At 64.0% G+C, this 16156-nt stretch carries 15 protein-coding genes; 9 read left to right on the forward strand and 6 right to left on the reverse strand.

Annotated features, from left to right (window positions below; genetic code table 11):
• Positions 1-460: 460 nt before the first annotated feature.
• Positions 461-2200: a WS/DGAT/MGAT family O-acyltransferase gene (locus RLO07_RS04950; protein ID WP_462291024.1), complete on the reverse strand. Its 1740-nt coding sequence runs from the start codon at positions 2198-2200 to the stop codon at positions 461-463.
• Positions 2201-2263: 63 nt separating this feature from the next.
• Positions 2264-3658: an MFS transporter gene (locus RLO07_RS04955; protein WP_462291025.1), complete on the reverse strand. Its 1395-nt coding sequence runs from the start codon at positions 3656-3658 to the stop codon at positions 2264-2266.
• Between the two features lie 213 nt (positions 3659-3871).
• On the opposite strand from RLO07_RS04955, the gene RLO07_RS04960 reads away from it, so the two are divergent.
• The 3 genes from RLO07_RS04960 to RLO07_RS04970 all read left to right on the forward strand — a co-directional run bounded on the left by RLO07_RS04960 (position 3872) and on the right by RLO07_RS04970 (position 7250).
• Positions 3872-4711: an ion transporter gene (locus tag RLO07_RS04960; RefSeq protein ID WP_462291026.1), complete on the forward strand. Its 840-nt coding sequence runs from the start codon at positions 3872-3874 to the stop codon at positions 4709-4711.
• Between the two features lie 182 nt (positions 4712-4893).
• Positions 4894-6381 carry a SulP family inorganic anion transporter gene (locus tag RLO07_RS04965; protein WP_462291027.1) on the forward strand — a complete coding sequence of 496 codons (1488 nt, stop codon included), beginning with the start codon at positions 4894-4896 and terminating at the stop codon, positions 6379-6381.
• Positions 6382-6398: 17 nt separating this feature from the next.
• Positions 6399-7250: a universal stress protein gene (locus RLO07_RS04970; RefSeq protein WP_462291028.1), complete on the forward strand. Its 852-nt coding sequence runs from the start codon at positions 6399-6401 to the stop codon at positions 7248-7250.
• Between the two features lie 21 nt (positions 7251-7271).
• On the opposite strand, the gene RLO07_RS04975 is transcribed toward RLO07_RS04970, so the two are convergent.
• Entirely contained in the window at positions 7272-8093 is an 822-nt protein-coding gene (locus RLO07_RS04975) for a sulfite exporter TauE/SafE family protein (protein ID WP_462291029.1), read from the reverse strand.
• 106 nt (positions 8094-8199) lie between these two features.
• Between RLO07_RS04975 and RLO07_RS04980 the strand changes: the two genes are divergently transcribed.
• Positions 8200-8811 carry a fumarylacetoacetate hydrolase family protein gene (locus RLO07_RS04980; RefSeq protein ID WP_462291030.1) on the forward strand — a complete coding sequence of 204 codons (612 nt, stop codon included), beginning with the start codon at positions 8200-8202 and terminating at the stop codon, positions 8809-8811.
• A gap of 15 nt (positions 8812-8826) precedes the next feature.
• On the opposite strand, the gene RLO07_RS04985 is transcribed toward RLO07_RS04980, so the two are convergent.
• The gene (locus RLO07_RS04985; protein ID WP_462291031.1) at positions 8827-9915 is read right to left on the reverse strand and encodes an endonuclease/exonuclease/phosphatase family protein; all 1089 of its coding nucleotides are present in this window, start codon (positions 9913-9915) and stop codon (positions 8827-8829) included.
• A 157-nt stretch (positions 9916-10072) separates the two neighbouring features.
• Between RLO07_RS04985 and RLO07_RS04990 the strand changes: the two genes are divergently transcribed.
• Positions 10073-10624: an HNH endonuclease gene (locus tag RLO07_RS04990; protein WP_462291032.1), complete on the forward strand. Its 552-nt coding sequence runs from the start codon at positions 10073-10075 to the stop codon at positions 10622-10624.
• A 12-nt stretch (positions 10625-10636) separates the two neighbouring features.
• Here the strand turns inward: RLO07_RS04990 and gcvT are convergent, their stop codons facing one another.
• The gene (gene gcvT, locus RLO07_RS04995; RefSeq protein WP_462291033.1) at positions 10637-11746 is read right to left on the reverse strand and encodes a glycine cleavage system aminomethyltransferase GcvT; all 1110 of its coding nucleotides are present in this window, start codon (positions 11744-11746) and stop codon (positions 10637-10639) included.
• Positions 11747-11879: 133 nt separating this feature from the next.
• Between gcvT and RLO07_RS05000 the strand changes: the two genes are divergently transcribed.
• Positions 11880-12404, forward strand: coding sequence for a shikimate kinase (locus RLO07_RS05000; protein WP_462291034.1), 525 nt, complete (start codon positions 11880-11882; stop codon positions 12402-12404).
• Positions 12405-12760: 356 nt separating this feature from the next.
• On the forward strand, positions 12761-12982 hold the full coding sequence (locus tag RLO07_RS05005; protein ID WP_462291035.1) for a PA3496 family putative envelope integrity protein: 222 nt from the start codon (positions 12761-12763) through the stop codon (positions 12980-12982).
• A 91-nt stretch (positions 12983-13073) separates the two neighbouring features.
• Here RLO07_RS05005 and RLO07_RS05010 read toward each other — a convergent pair whose 3' ends face one another.
• Positions 13074-13919: a LysR family transcriptional regulator gene (locus RLO07_RS05010; RefSeq protein ID WP_462291036.1), complete on the reverse strand. Its 846-nt coding sequence runs from the start codon at positions 13917-13919 to the stop codon at positions 13074-13076.
• Positions 13920-14030: 111 nt separating this feature from the next.
• Between RLO07_RS05010 and RLO07_RS05015 the strand changes: the two genes are divergently transcribed.
• Together RLO07_RS05015 and RLO07_RS05020 are read left to right on the forward strand one after the other, a co-directional pair.
• Positions 14031-15914 (forward strand): B12-binding domain-containing radical SAM protein, encoded by a 1884-nt coding sequence (locus RLO07_RS05015; protein ID WP_462291037.1) that lies wholly within the window; start codon positions 14031-14033, stop codon positions 15912-15914.
• Between the two features lie 29 nt (positions 15915-15943).
• On the forward strand, positions 15944-16150 hold the full coding sequence (locus RLO07_RS05020; RefSeq protein WP_462291038.1) for a type II citrate synthase: 207 nt from the start codon (positions 15944-15946) through the stop codon (positions 16148-16150).
• The last annotated feature ends 6 nt before the right edge of the window (positions 16151-16156 follow it).

Genomic DNA, 16156 nt, shown 5'->3' on the forward strand with positions numbered 1-16156 from the left:
AACCAGGGATCGGAAATGCCGAGGATACGTTCATAAAGGGTAACTTCGTCCATCGCCCAAAATAGAAAAAGGAATGATGGATAAACCATACCCAAGATGGGAGGGGAACACTACGTTTCCACACGATTCGGGGAAGACCCATGGATACACAGTATATTAGCCACGCCGCAGCACAACCCCAAGGACCGCGTTTCATCAAATTCGACCACGCCGCACGCGGGAGGCCAAACCCGGGGGGCGAACTCTCACCCGGCCGCAACTCTCCCCACTTATTTCCTCAATTTTACTAACATCAGACAACGGCCAGGCGCCCAGGAGTGGCCTGTTCTACCTGCTTTGCCGCTTTCTCCTGATTCCGGATCGCCTGCGGTGAGGGCCGCCCATGGGGGATGAGCAGGACACTGAACCTTGAAAAAAGGCGGTACATCACTGTATGCCGATGAATTCATGCAACTGCGGATTACCTGCGCGCGGCCAGCTTCGGCCTGGCGACCGCTTTGCTGCGACCCCCCGTCTTGGGCCTGGCTGCTGTCACCTTGGCCGTGGGCTTGGGCTTGGGCTTGGGCTTGGGCTTGGGCTTGGGCTTGGGCTTGGGCTTGGCCGTGGCCGTGGCCGTGGCCTTGGCCGTGGCCTTGGCCTTGGGCTTGGCCTTGGCCTTGGCTTTGGGCTTGGGCTTGGGCTTGGGCTTGGGCTTGGCCGCCACCCGGGCTTTACCCGAAGCTTTCGCCGCGGCACTGGTCGCGGATTTGGTTCGCGCCTTGCGCTGTGCCGGCTTCCCGGCCTTCGGCTTGCCCAGCACCTCCGCTTGCAGAGCGGAGTAAGCGGCGTACAGGCACTGCTCATAGAAACCCGGATCCGGCATCATTTCCCGGCAGGCCTGGAACGACACTGCGATCTGTCCGTTATAGCTGGTTACCGCATGGAACAGGCCCATATTGTCGATGCAGGGCCCGAGGCCGTAGCTGCGCACCACCTGGGCACCGCCCATGTACAGCGGCACCTGCGGGCCGGGCACATTGGTCACGATGGTATTGAAGATCGGCTTCATCCCCGCCATCAGCCCGGACCCCAGGGCCGCGCGCACCCCCAGCGCCGCCAGCTCCGCCGGCAGGCTCTGGGTCATGTCCGTCATCAGCCGCGCGCCCACTGCCTCGTGATAGGCCTTGGAGCTGACCGCGCCCTCGTGTACCGCCTGCAGGCGCTCACGGGCGCCGGCGATGTCCGTGCGCAGGGCAATAACCATCATCGACACCTGGTTGCCCGCGGCAGATGCATCGTCGCTTCTGCGAACATTGACCGGCGCCCCGGCCACCAGGCTGCCCTCCGGCAGTTCCCCCTTGTCCAGTAGATAGTTGCGCAGGGAGCCACCGACAATACTGAGGATGACATCGTTGACCGTGGCGCCGGGCACCCCATCCTTCATTTTTCGGATCACGCCGAGGTCGAAGTCAGCCGCACCGGAGACCCGGTGCGGGGACACAGCCGCATTAAAGCGTGTATGCTCCTTGTCCCCCAGCGTCCGGAACTTCCTTGCCTTTACACCCTCGTGCACCCGCCGCCAGGCGGGAATACCTTCGGTTACCAGGCGGGCGAGGCGGAACGGGGCCCACATGTTCACCTTGTAGGCCCGCCAGAGCATTTCCACCCTGCTGGGACCCGGATCGAGTACCGGGGCGGCCTCCTGCCGCGGCGGCGGCGGATTGGGGCTAAGGTCGTGCAGAGCCGAGATGATCTCCACCCCCGAGGCGCCATCAATCGCCGCGTGGTGGATCTTGAGAAACATGGCGAAGCAGCCCTTGGGCAAGCCCTCGACATTGTCCAGGCCCTCGATGATGTAGGCCTCCCACAGGGGACGGGAGCGATCCAGGGGGCGAGCGTGCAGGCGCGCCACCAGAATCGACAGCTGGCGCCAGTCGCCGGGCTTGGGCAGGGCGATGTGGCGGACATGGAATTCCAGATCAAAATTATCGTCTTCCACCCAGTAGGGCTGGTCCAGGTTGAGCGGGACCATGGCCAGCTTGCGCTTGAACACCGGAGAGCGGTGCAGGCGGCTGGCAAAGGTGTTGAGGATATCCTTGAACCGCACCACTTCGGCGCCGGTGGTCGAGGGGTCATAGATCAGCAGCGGCGCGATGTGCATCGGCGAATTGTTCATTTCTGCGTATAGAAAAGTGGCATCCAGCCCACTCAGTTGATGCATGCGACCACGCCTCCCGACCATTCCGGGGTGCCGGATGACACCCTTTTGGCAGTATAGCCGAGATCAGTCCCGGCGTTTGCGGGTTACAGTCAGCCAGTCCAGGACGATCCCGGCCCCGGGAGTAAACCGCGATATCCGGTACACCACCTGCAGCAGATCCGGGCGCTGACGCACCCGCAGCTCCACCGAGCGCGGGATGAACCAGGCGACAATCGCCAGCCGCAGCAGGGCCGAGACCAGGAAGATCAGCACCACTGAATGCAGCGGCTGCCAGCACTCCGGCAGCCAGAGCACCATGTCCGGCAGCGCCGTGGCCAGGTAACCCCCGAACAGGGCCCCCGCAAAAATTCCCACGGCTCCCAGGGCGGCCTGCACCGCAGCATAGCTGGCGAAGTCCGCCCGCGGCGGGCGCAGATCGTACAGGTAGTTGGCGGTGCTCAGGGTAAACCCGCCCCAGGCGAGGCCCGACAGTACCTGCACAACAAGCAGGTAGTAGAAGTCACTGGACACCAGCCACAGCGCCGGCACCACCGGGATCAGCAGGCTGCTGGTCACCATCACCCAGCGGTTGCCCCAGCGATCACAGATCCGGCCCCAGGTCGACAGGGTGAAGAACTGGGTGAGGATAGCGATGCCGGTGTTGGCCGCAAACTGCCAGTAGCTGTAATGCAGATCCCGCAGCATGTAGACACTGAAGAACGGCGCGGAGATGGCCACCGCGGACTGCATCCCGGCGATGAACAGGCTGTATTGGCAAAAAGTCTTGTCGTGGAACGCTTCCCGGATTCGACCCAGGGTGGCGGAAAAGGAGATCGCACCGGCGCTGCCGCTGTGATCGGGGTCGTGCATTCGGCGCAGCTGCCAGGCCGATGCTGCCCGGCCCGCGGTCGCCAGCAGGAACAGGCCGCCAAAGCAGGCCCAGGCCAGTTCGTAGCGCTGGAAGATACCCAGCAGCACACCGCCGCCGGCAAATACGGTGAAGCTGGTTATCATGGTCAGGCGGGTGCGGCCGGCAAAAAACGCCCCGCGGCGGCGCGGCGGCACGACACTGCCCATCCAGCCGCGCCACTGCGGCTGCACGAAATTCGCGCTGGCCTGGTAGACAATGGCCAGCAGGATCAGCCAGGTGACCGCATCCGGCGGGCGCAGCAGCGCTATCACCGCCATCCCCAACACCGACAGTGCCTGCAGCACCACCCCGGTGACAATGGCTCGGCGGCGGGAAAAGCGCGGGCACAGCCACACCGACAGCAGCTGGAACACGGCACCGGCGAGTTGGGGCGCGGCCAGCAGCCAGCCCATTTGCGACAGGCTGGCGCGCAGCGACACCGCGAACGCTCCGAGATAGTTGTCGCAGATCCCGGTCATCACCGAGCTGGAGACCGCGTCCTTGCGCGAGCGCGCCAGGGTGTCACGCAGCCAGATCGTCCGACTTCTGCTGGGGGGAACTGTGCTCACTCTTCGCCTCGGGGATTCAAAGCCACACTGCGCTCGGGCCAACCAGCGCTCCGGGGCAGCAACGACGCCCGGGCCATCGATTTTCCATCAAAGCATACGCCAAATCCCGGTCAGCGCGCGGCTTGAGCAGCTGCAATTGGCAATAGCTCGCAAAAATAGTGGCGTCGCACTACACTTCCCCGCTCCCGGACTCTGGCACGAGCAGATACCCCCATGCCTCCCGCAACACTATCGTCCTCCGGCTCCAGCATCCTGCGCCGGATCGAATCCAGCCGCCTGTTCCAGGGCGCGGTCATCGCTATTATCATCCTCTCGGCACTGACCATCGGCGCCAAGACCTATGAGCTCAGCCCCTGGGTGGAACGTACCCTGGGTGTGCTCGACACCGCGATTACCGTCTTCTTCCTGCTGGAAATCCTGTTTCGCTTTGTCGCCTGTCCGCACAAGCGGCGTTTCTTCCTCGACGGCTGGAACATTTTCGACACCATAGTGGTGATCGGCAGCCTGATTCCGCTGGACAACTCCGAGGCGGTACTGTTGGGGCGCCTGCTGCGGGTATTCCGGGTACTGCGTCTGGTTTCAGTGGTACCGGAGCTGCGCTTCCTGATCAACTCGCTGCTCAAGGCGATACCGCGGATGGGCTATATCGCCCTGCTGATGTTCATCATTTTCTACATCTACGCTGCCATCGGCTCCATGTTCTTCGCCGACATTGACGAGAATCTCTGGGGTGATGTCGCGGTCGCCATGCTGACCCTGTTCCGGGTCGCGACCTTCGAGGACTGGACCGATGTCATGTACGCGACCATGGAATCCTACCCCCTGAGCTGGATCTACTATCTGACCTTTATTTTCCTGACCGCTTTCATCTTCCTCAACATGATGGTGGGCGCGATTCTGGAGGTCATGACCTCGGAACAGAACGCCCGCGCGGCCCAGCAGGCCCACGACGAGCGCGACCGCATTGTCCACCAGCTCGACGCAGTGCAGGCGCAGCTGCAGGCCCTGACCCTGGCGGTGCAGGCGCAACAGTCCAGCGACCGCAAGGCTTGAGGGCGCGGACCATCGGCCCCCGGGCGGCGATACCGGTACAAGTTCACAGCCCGGTGGCATCGGGCCGCCATTTCGCAGATAATCCCGCGCCTTCCATGATCGCCAACCGCCGACGCCGCGCAGCCCTGCACGGCGCCAGTTTGCTTTGCGGTTCCCGCTGACTCCCCCAAAGACTCTCTGCCATGCTTGCTACGCTCAAACAGGACTGGTTCGGCAACATCCGCGGCGACCTGCTCGCCGGACTCGTCGTTGCACTTGCCCTGATCCCCGAGGCCATCGCCTTCTCCATCATCGCCGGCGTCGACCCCAGGGTCGGCCTCTACGCCTCGTTTTGCATCGCCGTGGTCATCGCCTTCACCGGCGGCCGGCCCGGGATGATCTCTGCCGCCACCGGCGCCATGGCGCTGCTGATGATTACCCTGGTGCGGGAACACGGCCTGGAGTATCTGCTGGCGGCCACAGTACTCACCGGGATGCTGCAGATCCTGGCGGGATTTCTTCGCCTGGGGTCACTGATGCGCTTCGTCTCCCGCTCGGTGGTGACCGGGTTCGTCAATGCCCTGGCGATCCTGATCTTCCTCGCACAGATCCCCGAGCTGACCGGCGTCAGCTGGCATGTCTACGCCATGACCGCTGCCGGCCTCGGCATCATCTACCTGTTCCCCCTGCTGCCCGCAGTCGGCAAGCTGGTGCCTTCACCACTGATCTGTATCCTGGCGCTGACCGCCGCAGCGATCCTGCTGCAGCTGGACATTCGCACCGTGGGTGATATGGGCGATCTGCCGGATACTCTGCCGGTGTTCCTGTGGCCGGACGTGCCACTGAACCTGGACACCCTCGCCATCATCTTCCCCTACGCCGCCGCGCTCGCCGTGGTCGGTCTGCTGGAGTCGATGATGACCGCCACCATCGTCGACGACCTCACCGACACCGAGAGCGACAAGAACCGGGAGTGCAAAGGCCAGGGCATCGCCAACATCGGTTCCGGCCTGCTCGGCGGCATGGCGGGCTGCGCCATGATCGGGCAGTCGGTGATCAATGTGAAATCCGGTGGTCGCGGCCGCCTGTCCTGCTTCGCCGCCGGCGTTTTCCTGCTGCTGATGGTGGTGTTCATGGGGGAGTGGCTCAAGCAAATCCCCATGGCGGCACTGGTGGCGGTGATGATCATGGTCGCCATCGGCACCTTCTCCTGGGACTCCATCCGCAACCTGAAGCACCACCCGTTATCCTCGAGCATCGTCATGGTGGCGACGGTTGTGGTGGTGGTCGGCACGCACAACCTGGCGCTGGGAGTGCTGGTGGGCGTTCTTCTGGCCGCGCTGTTCTTCGCCAACAAGATCAGCCGTTTCATGCTGGTGAAGTCAGTGGATGACAGTGATGGCCACCGGATCTATACGGTCGTGGGCCAGGTGTTCTTTGCCACCGCGGACGGCTTCATCGACGCTTTCGACTTCAAAGAGGCACTGGAGCGTGTCACTATCGATGTGTCCAGCGCGCATTTCTGGGACATTACCGCGGTATCGGCCCTGGACAAGGTGGTGATCAAGTTCCGTCGCGAGGGCGCCGAGGTCAACCTGGTCGGGATGAACGCGGCCAGTGCCACCATCGTCGACCGCTTCGGCGTGCACGACAAGCCGGAAGCCATCGAGAAACTGATGTCCGGCCACTAGGGATCGGGAGTAATAACATGAATAACATTGTCGCCTGTATCGATGGCTCCGCCAGCGCCCGCTGTGTCACTGTCGCCAGTACCTGGGCCAGCAGCCGGCTGGACACCCCCCTGATGCTGTTGCACGTACTGGAAAGACCCTCGGCGCCGCCGGTGCAGGACCTGTCCGGTGCGATTGGTCTCGGCAGCCGCGAACAGCTGCTGGAAGAGCTGACCGCGCTGGACGAGCGCCGGGAGAAACTGGCGCTGGAGCACGGCAAGCACCTGCTGCAGGATGCGGAAACGGTCGCCCTGAAGGCGGGCGCCCGGAATGTGATACGCAAACAGCGCCACGGTGACCTGGTCGATGCCCTGCGCGACCTGGAGGAGGACACCCGTCTGCTGGTCATGGGCCGCCTGGGTGAGGACCATGACATTGCCGCGCACACGATTGGCTCACACCTGGAAAGCGTGGTGCGCAGCGTGCACCGGCCGATCATGGTGGTGATGCGGGAGTTTGTCGCTCCCAGGCAATTCATGATCGCCTATGACGGCAGTGCCACTGCGTCCAAGGCCCTGAACCTGGTCGCCAACAGCCCACTGCTGGCAGGCCTGCCGTGCCATCTGGTCACCGTGGGTCCGCTGTCGGCCGAGCAGACACGGCAGATCGGGCAGGCGCGCGACACCCTCGCGGGCGCCGGCTTCGAGGTCACCACCGCCACCGTGGAGGGCGAGGTCCAGGCCGCCCTGGGCCAGTATCACCGCGACAACGATATTGACCTGATGGTCATGGGCGCCTGGGGCCATTCCCGCATACGCCAGTTCTTCGTTGGCAGCAACACCACCCGCATGCTCAGCCACAGCGACATTACCCTGTTGCTGTTGCGCTGACCAACGCCCCCGCGGACCCGGTCACAGCGCCCGGTACAACATCCTCCCGGATACCAGCAGCAGGAAAACTCCAAACGCCAGGTTCAGCTGGCGTGCGTTCATGCGGTGGGCAATGCGCGCGCCCTGAGGCGCGGCCAGGATGGTCGCCGGCGCGATGCAGGCCAGTCCCAGCAGATTGACAAAGCCCAGGCTGGCCGGTGGCAGGCGCGGGTCGCCCCAACCCGTCACCACGAAGGCCACAGCTCCGGGGACGCTGATCAGCAGGCCAAACAGGGCCGAAGTACCCACCGCCCGGTGAATGGTGTGCCCGAGCAGCGTCAGCACCGGTACGCTGAAAGTACCGCCACCGATGCCCATCATGCTGGACAGGCCACCGATCCCGAAGGGTACCAGGCGGATCGCCATGCCCGCGGGTATCTCCCGCGCGGGCTGCGGATTGCGCCCCCCGAACAGCAACATGCGCAGGCCCAGCAGTACCGCCACCGAGCCGAAGATCAGCGCCAGCACGTTGCTGTGCAGGCGCGAAGCCAGCCAGGCACCGAAGACAGCGCCCAGCAGGATGTAGCCGCCCCAGCTGCGCGCCAGGCCAAAGTCCACGGACCCGCGCTGGTGGTGGGCGCGGGCCGATGACACCGAGGTGAGGATGATGGTCGCCAGCGAGGTCGCAACCGCGATGTGCATGCGGATGGCGGGATCAACCCCCAGGGTTCCCAGGGCCGTGTCCAGCACCGGCACGATGACAATGCCGCCACCCACGCCCAGCAGGCCCGCCATGAGGCCGGCGACAATACCCGTGGCCAGCATTGCCAGCACCAGCGGCCCCCATTCGGTTACAAGTTCCATCGTTACTCCCTGTTTGCACTACCTGGCGATGCAGGCTGTCGCCGGCACCGACGACCGCGCTATGATGCCACAGCCATTACGCCAAACTGCATCGGGGACCCTTTTTGTGCGCATAATTCACTGCCGGGGCCGCGCCATTGTGCCCTCCAAGATCGTCTGCATTGGCCGCAACTACGTGGCCCATATCGAAGAGCTGGGCAACGAGCTGCCCGAGGACATGGTCGTATTCCTCAAGCCCAACTCGGCCCTCGGCGACACCCTGTACGCCGCCCGCGGTGAACCTCTGCACTACGAGGGTGAAATCGCGTTTCTGGTCGAGGACGGACAGCTGGCCGCCGTGGGCTTCGGCCTCGACCTGACCAAGCGCGGCCTGCAGTCGCAGCTGAAGGCGAAGGGCCTGCCCTGGGAGCGCGCCAAGGCCTTCGACGGTGCCGCCCTGTGCAGCGAGTTCGTGCCGCTGACGCTGCCGGTCGAGCAACTCTCACTGGAACTGCGCGTGGACGGCGAACTGCGACAGCAGGGGGGCGTGCCGCTGATGCTGTATTCGCCGCAGAGTATTCTCGACAACCTGGCCGGCTTCATGACCCTGGAGGACGGCGACATTGTCATGACCGGGACCCCGGCGGGTGTGGGCGAAATCCTCGCCGGCCAGCGTTTTCAAGGGCGCGTACTGGGCAATGGCGTCGCCCTGGTGGAAGCCAGCTGGACAGCGCATTGAGCGGGAGGCTGCGGGCTAGCGGCCTGGTTCGGGCACATCCCCGGCGGTAACGGGTTCAGCCGCGACTTTTTCCTGCGCCAATTCCCGACCCTCCGCGTCTTCATCCAGCCCCTCTTGGGCATCACCCCGCACGGGCTGATAGCACAGCTCAACCAGCAGCGGGAAGTGGTCCGAACCGAAGGTCGGCAAGCGGCGCAGTTCGCTGACCGTAAAGTGATCGCTGTGGTACAGATGGTCCAGGGGCCAGCGCAGCAATTTATGCTCGGCGTGGAAGGTATTGAACATGCCGCGACCGACCCGCGGATCGAGCAGGCCGCTGATCTTGCGAAACAGGCGCGTGGTAGTGGACCAGGCGACGTCGTTGAGATCGCCGGTCACCACGACAGGACCGCTCTCCTCCGCCACCGATTGCGCCACCACCACCAACTCTGCATCGCGCTCCGTGGACTCCTCGTTCTCGGTGGGACTGGGCGGCGCCGGATGCAGTACATGCAGCCGCAGGGTAACCGTGTCCGATAGCTGCACTTTGGCGTGGATTGACGGTATGTCGCGCTCCACGAGGTAGGCTACCTCGGTGTCACTGAGCGGCAGCCGGGAGTACAGGTGCATGCCATAGAGGTTGTCCAGCGGCACCTTGACGGTGAACGGATAGTCGCCCTCCAGCGTGTCCAGACAATCCTGCCAGCGGGAATCGGATTCCAGCGTGATAAAAATATCCGGATCGTTCTCGCGTACCAGTTCGAGGAACCGTTCCGTCTGCCGGTTCGAGGTCAGGACATTGGCGGTCAGCAGACGCAGGCAGGGAGTCGCGCCATCGGCATCCAGAACTTCCCGTGGCCACAGGCGGGTGTAGGGAATAATCCACCAGGCATGGAAAATGATGCATCCGGCACACAGGACCAGACCGGTGAGCGTCAGGGCGGTAAAGCCGTGCAGCTGACCGATCACCCCGCCGGTGCAAAGCAACGCTGCGGCGAGCGTCGACAGCTGCAGGCGGGGAAAGTCCAGGCCACGAATCCACCAGGCGGTGATGCGTGACAGCGGCAGCAGGGTAGCCAACACCAGCACAACAGTCGCGCCAAGCCACATCCACTGCACCGTCACCGCCGACCCTCTGCTGTATTTTTCAAACTGCGCACACGAACTCCAAACCAGAGCGGCGTACGCACGCACCATGACTCCCTTGCAGCTTACACACTGTGCAGGATTGTGAAAGCCACACTTTTCCAGTAGTTTAAGGCAAACCACGGAGTGGCCGCCCATGCAACACATCCTGAAACTGGACGTAGCGGGTCAACCACGGGGCTGGATCACAGCCCACGAAGCCGTATCCGCCTACGCCCGCGGTGACGTCCTCTACGGCGTCGGCGATCCGTTGCCACCAATCATGGGCGGAGTCCAGCGCCTCACCGGCCTGCGCTCCCGCATTGATCTGCAGCCCATCATCGCCCTGCAGGGCCGGGTCCGCAGCAACTTCAGCCTGCCATTGTGCAACCGCACCCTGTTCCGCCGGGATGATCACCGCTGTCTCTACTGCGGCCAGCAATTTCACCGCGCCGAACTGACCCGCGACCATGTCCTGCCCACTTCCCGCGGCGGTCGCGACCGCTGGGAGAATGTGGTTGCCGCCTGCCGCCGCTGCAACTGGGCGAAGGACAATCGCACCCCGGAAGAGGCCGGCATGCCGCTGCTCGCGGTGCCGTTCCGACCCAATACCTGGGAGTGGCATTTCCTTGCCAAGGAGCGGGTACTGGCGGACCAGATGGACTACCTGTCACAACAGTTCCGGGGTCTGCGCGCCTGGGCGCACTGACCCGGAGCAAACTCAGCCGCGGAAATAGCGCTGGGCCACGAAGGGCATCTTCGCCACAGTGACCGCGACCGGCTTGCCGCGTACATCCACGACCAGCCGCGTACCCGGGTCGGCAAAATCCCGCCGCACATAGGCGATGGCGATGGGCGCGCCCACGCTGGCGCCAAAGCAGGCCGAGCAAATTTCTCCCACGTGTTCACCGCGCTTATCCAGCACCGACTGCCCCTCCCGCACCGGGCGCTTGCCATCAACCGCGAGGCCCACCCGCCGCAGCGGTGGCTTGTGCTCGATCAGGTGAAAGATCCTTTCGGCGCCGGGAAATCCACCGGCACGCTCGCCACCCGGACGCCGCGCCTTGCCGATGGACCAGACCAGCCCGGCCTGTACTGGATCAATGGTGGCGCTCAACTCGTGCCCGTAGAGACACAGGCCCGCTTCCAGGCGCAGGGAGTCGCGGGCACCCAGGCCAATGGCTTCAACTTCCGGCTGCGCCAGCAGCAGGCGGGCGACCCTGTCGGCACTCGCTGCGGGCAGGGACAGCTCGAAGCCGTCCTCACCGGTGTAGCCGGAGCAGGTGATGTACAGTTCCACCTCATCGATGCTGACGCGGGCGCCACTCATGAACGTGAGCGCCGCTGTCTCCGCACACAGACGGCCCATGACCTCGCGGGCGGCAGGTCCCTGCAGGGCCAGCAGGGCCTGGTCCCCCAAGACCTCAAGAGTTTGACCGCGCAAATGCGCGCGGAGATGGGCGATGTCCTGTTCCTTGCAGGCGGCATTCACCACCAGGAAAAAGGTTTCCGGCCCCCAGCGGGTAATAATCAGATCGTCCAGCACGCCGCCGGCCTCGTTGGTGAGCAGGGCGTAGGTCTGGCGGTTGTCCGCAAGGCCAAGGACATCCGCGGGCACCAGGGTCTCCAGCAGTTCAGCCGAGCCCGGACCCGACAGCACCACCTGGCCCATGTGGGATACGTCGAACAGTCCGGCCGCCTCCCGGGTCTGCAGATGCTCTTTGATAATACCGGCGGGATACTGGACCGGCATGTCGTAGCCGGCGAAAGGCACCATGCGGGCACCGAGTTCCCGATGCAGCGCGTCGAGAGGAGTGTGTAACAGGGTCATCGTTAACGCCTCGGCTGTGTCTGGCTGCGAGCAATCCGGCACTCTACCCAGAGGCCGGGCCCCGCGCAAGGCGGGGTATTTGCCTCTGTGGCGGCGACATGGATAATGTGCGCTCCTGCAGCAGGATCATGCCGTGTCCACAGACTCCCCCACAGCGCGCACCATCAGCCTGATCGGCATGCCCGGCGCCGGCAAAAGTACCGTCGGTGTGTTGCTGGCAAAACTCTCGGGACTGGCCTTCAATGACACCGACCTGGAGATCCAGGTGCAGGCGGAAGCTACCCTGCAGGAAATCATAGACAGTCGCGGCCATATCGCCCTGCGCACCCTGGAGGAGGAGATCCTGCTGACGATCCCACTGGACCACAGTGTCATCGCCACTGGCGGCAGCGTGGTTTACAGCGACAGGATCATGCAGCGCCTGCAGCAGGCGGGGCCGGTGGTCTATCTCGATGTACCCATGGCGACACTGGAAGCCCGCGTCGCCGCGGCGCCACCCCGCGGCATCGCCAGTGAGGCCGGCTACAGCTATGCCGATATTTTCCATGAACGCACCCCGCTCTATCGGCGCTACGCGGATATTACCGTCGCCACTGCAGGGCGCGACCCCCAGGACGTTGCCCTGGAGATTCTGACCCGGCTGCGCGGCAGCGGCTGAGCCAGCATGGACGCGGCCGGACACGTCCGCCGACATGAAACCGGACACCCTGGCCCGCCCGCGGCCACCGACTGCCCCGGTGTACGGGGCCCGCAGCACTGGCACGACCTTTGCTAAACCTAACCCAGGCGGCCCGCTGGCAACACCGTCAAGGATGACAGACTACAGGGACGTAGCCGCGAGTGCAGGGAACCCAGGATAGGGAGCGGGCCGCCTATCCATAAGCAGCTATTGCGCAGCAGCATCCTCAACAAAATAATTTTGTTATAAATCCAATAAAATTTTGATTTACTCGCCGAAATCACTGAGTGATATTGCGCCGAAATTCAAGGCTGTAAATCATCAGGAGGTGATTTATGACTGAACGCACCCAGGAACCCGCCGGCAGTGACGGCCTCGACGACATTTTCGAGCCGGCGCTGATGGACATGGCAGACGATGACTTTGAGGAGGTTGTCTCTCTTTCCACTGAAAAGCAGCGTCTGGCCGCAAAGCGCCGCCGTGCCGAGCAGCGCCTGGAACAGCGCCGCTTGCGGGAGGAGCTGGGCTACTACGACCTGGAGCTCGAGGACTTCTAGTCCGCGATGGCGGGCGCCTGTTCGCGCCCGCCCGATCACCAATCGCCCCCCACGGTTGTCCCACCGGGCGACCTGTTCCTTTCTTCCTCCGCTAAACCTCAACTCCCTGAAAATACTGCGCCACCCGGTCGATCTGCACACGCTTGGGTGAGCTGCTGTGATACACGAGATTCAGGGGCCGGCTGAAACTGGGGGCGGCGGCAACCGGCGCCAGGCCCATGCCTGCGAGAGAATCCAGCAGGCTCGCCGGCAGGAAACAGGCACCGCCGAATTCCACCAGGAAATCGCTGGCCAGGTCGTTGAGGTTGGTGTGCAGGCGGGGCGGCCGCTGTTCGCCAAAACGCTTGTAGTGAAAGCGGGCAAAGCCACCGCCCCAGTCCAGAAACACATAGTTGCCAGCCATGGCCTGTTCCAGCGTATCCTCTGGCCGGGAGCTGTACAGGCGCAGAGTCAAACGCCCGATTGCCACGCTTTCCAGTTCCGGTACCCCCGGCGGCTCGTAGGCGATGGCGAGATCCAGGGTGCGGTCCAGCAACTTGCGCGTGAGCTCGCCTGACTCACGGCTTTCAACCCGCAATGCCAGGTCCGGGTCTTGCCGCTGCAGGGTATGCAGGCGCTGTTGCAGGGCGCTGCCCCAGATACCGATGCGGACCCCCAGGTAGACCTGGCTGCTGCGGGCATCCCCCAGGCTGACGTCCTGGCGGGCGCGGGCCAGCGCCAGCAGCACGGTCTCCGCATGCGGCACCAGCCGCTCTCCCTCGCTGCTGAGCTGGATATTGTTGCGGTGGCGGATGAACAGGGCTGCGCCCAGCACCTCTTCCAGCTGCTTGATACGCGCGCTGACCGCCGCCTGGGTAATGAACAGGTTCTCGGCGGCGCGGCCAAAATGGCGGGTATTGCGCACCTCCAGAAAGGTGCGCAGCAATTCCGTATCCAAACTCAGCTCTCCGCGAACAGTTGCGTACAGCTTATCTGCTAATGACCGGTAGGCAAACATGCTCCGATTCGCTACATTGCGCCACAAACAAAATGCCATGGAGCAGCCCACTTGCAGCGTCCCGTCTGGCTTCTGAGCATGGACTCGGAGCAGTTCAATGCCCCCCCGACTACCACCGCCGGACTGGCTTCCTACTACCGCCACTACGGAGCCCGGGCGCAGGAGACCGCTATCGATCTGGTCCATTTCCAGCGGGCGGAGGACATCGCCCCGTGGCTGGCCGCATGGGCGACAACCGGCCCCGGGCGGGTGCGGGAAGCGCTCGCGGCAGGCCTGGAGCCGGTGCTGGGATTCAGCGTCTACACCTGGAATGCCGCCGAGTTCCTCGACCTTGCCCGGCAACTGCGGGCACTGGCGCCGGAGCTGACGCTCATCGCCGGCGGGCCCCATGTGCAACAGGCCGAGGACTACCTCGGTACCGAGGCCCTGGATGTGATTTTCCTGGGCGAGGCCGAGGTCACGTTCCAGCAGTTCCTCGACAGTGACAGCAGGAACGCCTGGCACGGCATCGACGGCCTGGCATTTCTCGACGGCGAGCAGCTGCTGCGTACGCGCGCCCGGGAGCGCTGCCGGGAACTGGACCGCTTCCCATCGCCGCTGGATGTGCTGCAGTTGACGCACGCGGACGGCTCACCCCGCTATGACGCCATTGCCTACGAAACCAGCCGCGGCTGCCCCTTCAAATGCGCCTTCTGCGAATGGGGCACCGGCGCCATTGGCAGCAAGATGTACCAGTGGTCGCTAGCGCGGATCCGCGACGACTGGGAGAAGATCACCGCTGCCGGCATTGCCAACATCTGGCTCGCGGACTCCAATTTCGGCGCACTCAAGCAGGACCTGGCCAAGGCGCAGATGATCGTGGAGCTGAAACAGCGCAGTGGCCTGCCGCGCAGCTTCGCCACGTCCTGGTCCAAGAAACACAGCCGCCAGGTGCAGGAAATCGCCCTGCTGCTGCACCGCGCCCAGCTGTTGCCGCACTACCAGCTGGCGCTGCAGACCCTGACCCCGGAGGCGCTGCGCCTGAGCAACCGCCAGAACATGAGCGCCAACGAGTACCAGCCCATCGCCAGGCAGATGTCGGAGCAGGGTGTACCCATCGCCGCGGAGCTGATCTGGGGCCTGCCAGGGGACAATCTCGCGGACTTCGAGCGCAACCTGGACACTCTGATCGCCACCTTTCCCAACATCAACATCTTTGGCTACACCCTGCTGCCGGGTACCGAGTTTTACCGGCGCCGGGAGGAGTACCGGATCGAGGCCATTCCGGTGGCGGGTTATGGCAAGGCCAAGGGCGAATATGTGGTGGGCTGCCACAGCTTTTCCCGCGGCGAGGGCGAGGAGGGCTACTTCCTGATCAGCGCCCACATCCTGCTGGTCCACGGTCACATCATGCCCCTAACCACACGCCTGCTGGCGCTGCAGGGGGAGGTACCAGTGTCGCCCCTGCTGCGGGAGTGCCTGCGGGCGCTGGTGGACTCCCTGCGGACAACGCTGGTTGACCTGGACCCCGACGACCGCATGTCGCTGTACGAAAATCGCAATGCCATCTACCTGGCCGCACTGGCGGACAGGGAACAGTTGTACCGGGTCCTGGCGCAAGTGCTGGCAGATCACTGCCAGCGCCACCATGGCGATGTCGCAATGGCGCTGCAGGTGCTGGCACTGGATGCCGCGCTCTGTCCCCGCAGCGGCGGTGAGCAGGATCTGGTTGCCAGCTTCACCTACCGTGCCGACAGGGTCTGTTCAGCCCTGTCCGCCATGGATTTGCCGGCACCGGCCGACCTCGCTGCGGGCCGCTGTACCCTGAGGATCCATCATCCAGGGGGCGTCGGCGACATTCTGCGGGACGCGGACGGCGGCAGCTGGCTGCGCGGAGTGATCGCGGAGGTGGCGGAAGAGAGCTCTTCTTCTGTGCCGGCAGTCGCGCTAGCATAGGCACCCCAGAGAAGCAGGAGTAGCAGGCAATGCCGGAAATACAGCGCGAAGTCAGGCCCATCGAGGTCAATTATGTCTGCGATGCCTGCGGCAAGGGCATGATGTCGGCCTGTGGTGACATGGACCCCAAGACCGGAGCCATAGACCACCGCTGCCTGATCTGCAATCACCAGCAAGTCTTCAATTGGCGTCCCTACCCGCGTATTGAACACCTCGGACTGGACGAGAAACTCTAGCTTGCA

Source organism: Haliea sp. (assembly GCF_040221975.1).
Lineage (GTDB): Bacteria > Pseudomonadota > Gammaproteobacteria > Pseudomonadales > Halieaceae > Haliea.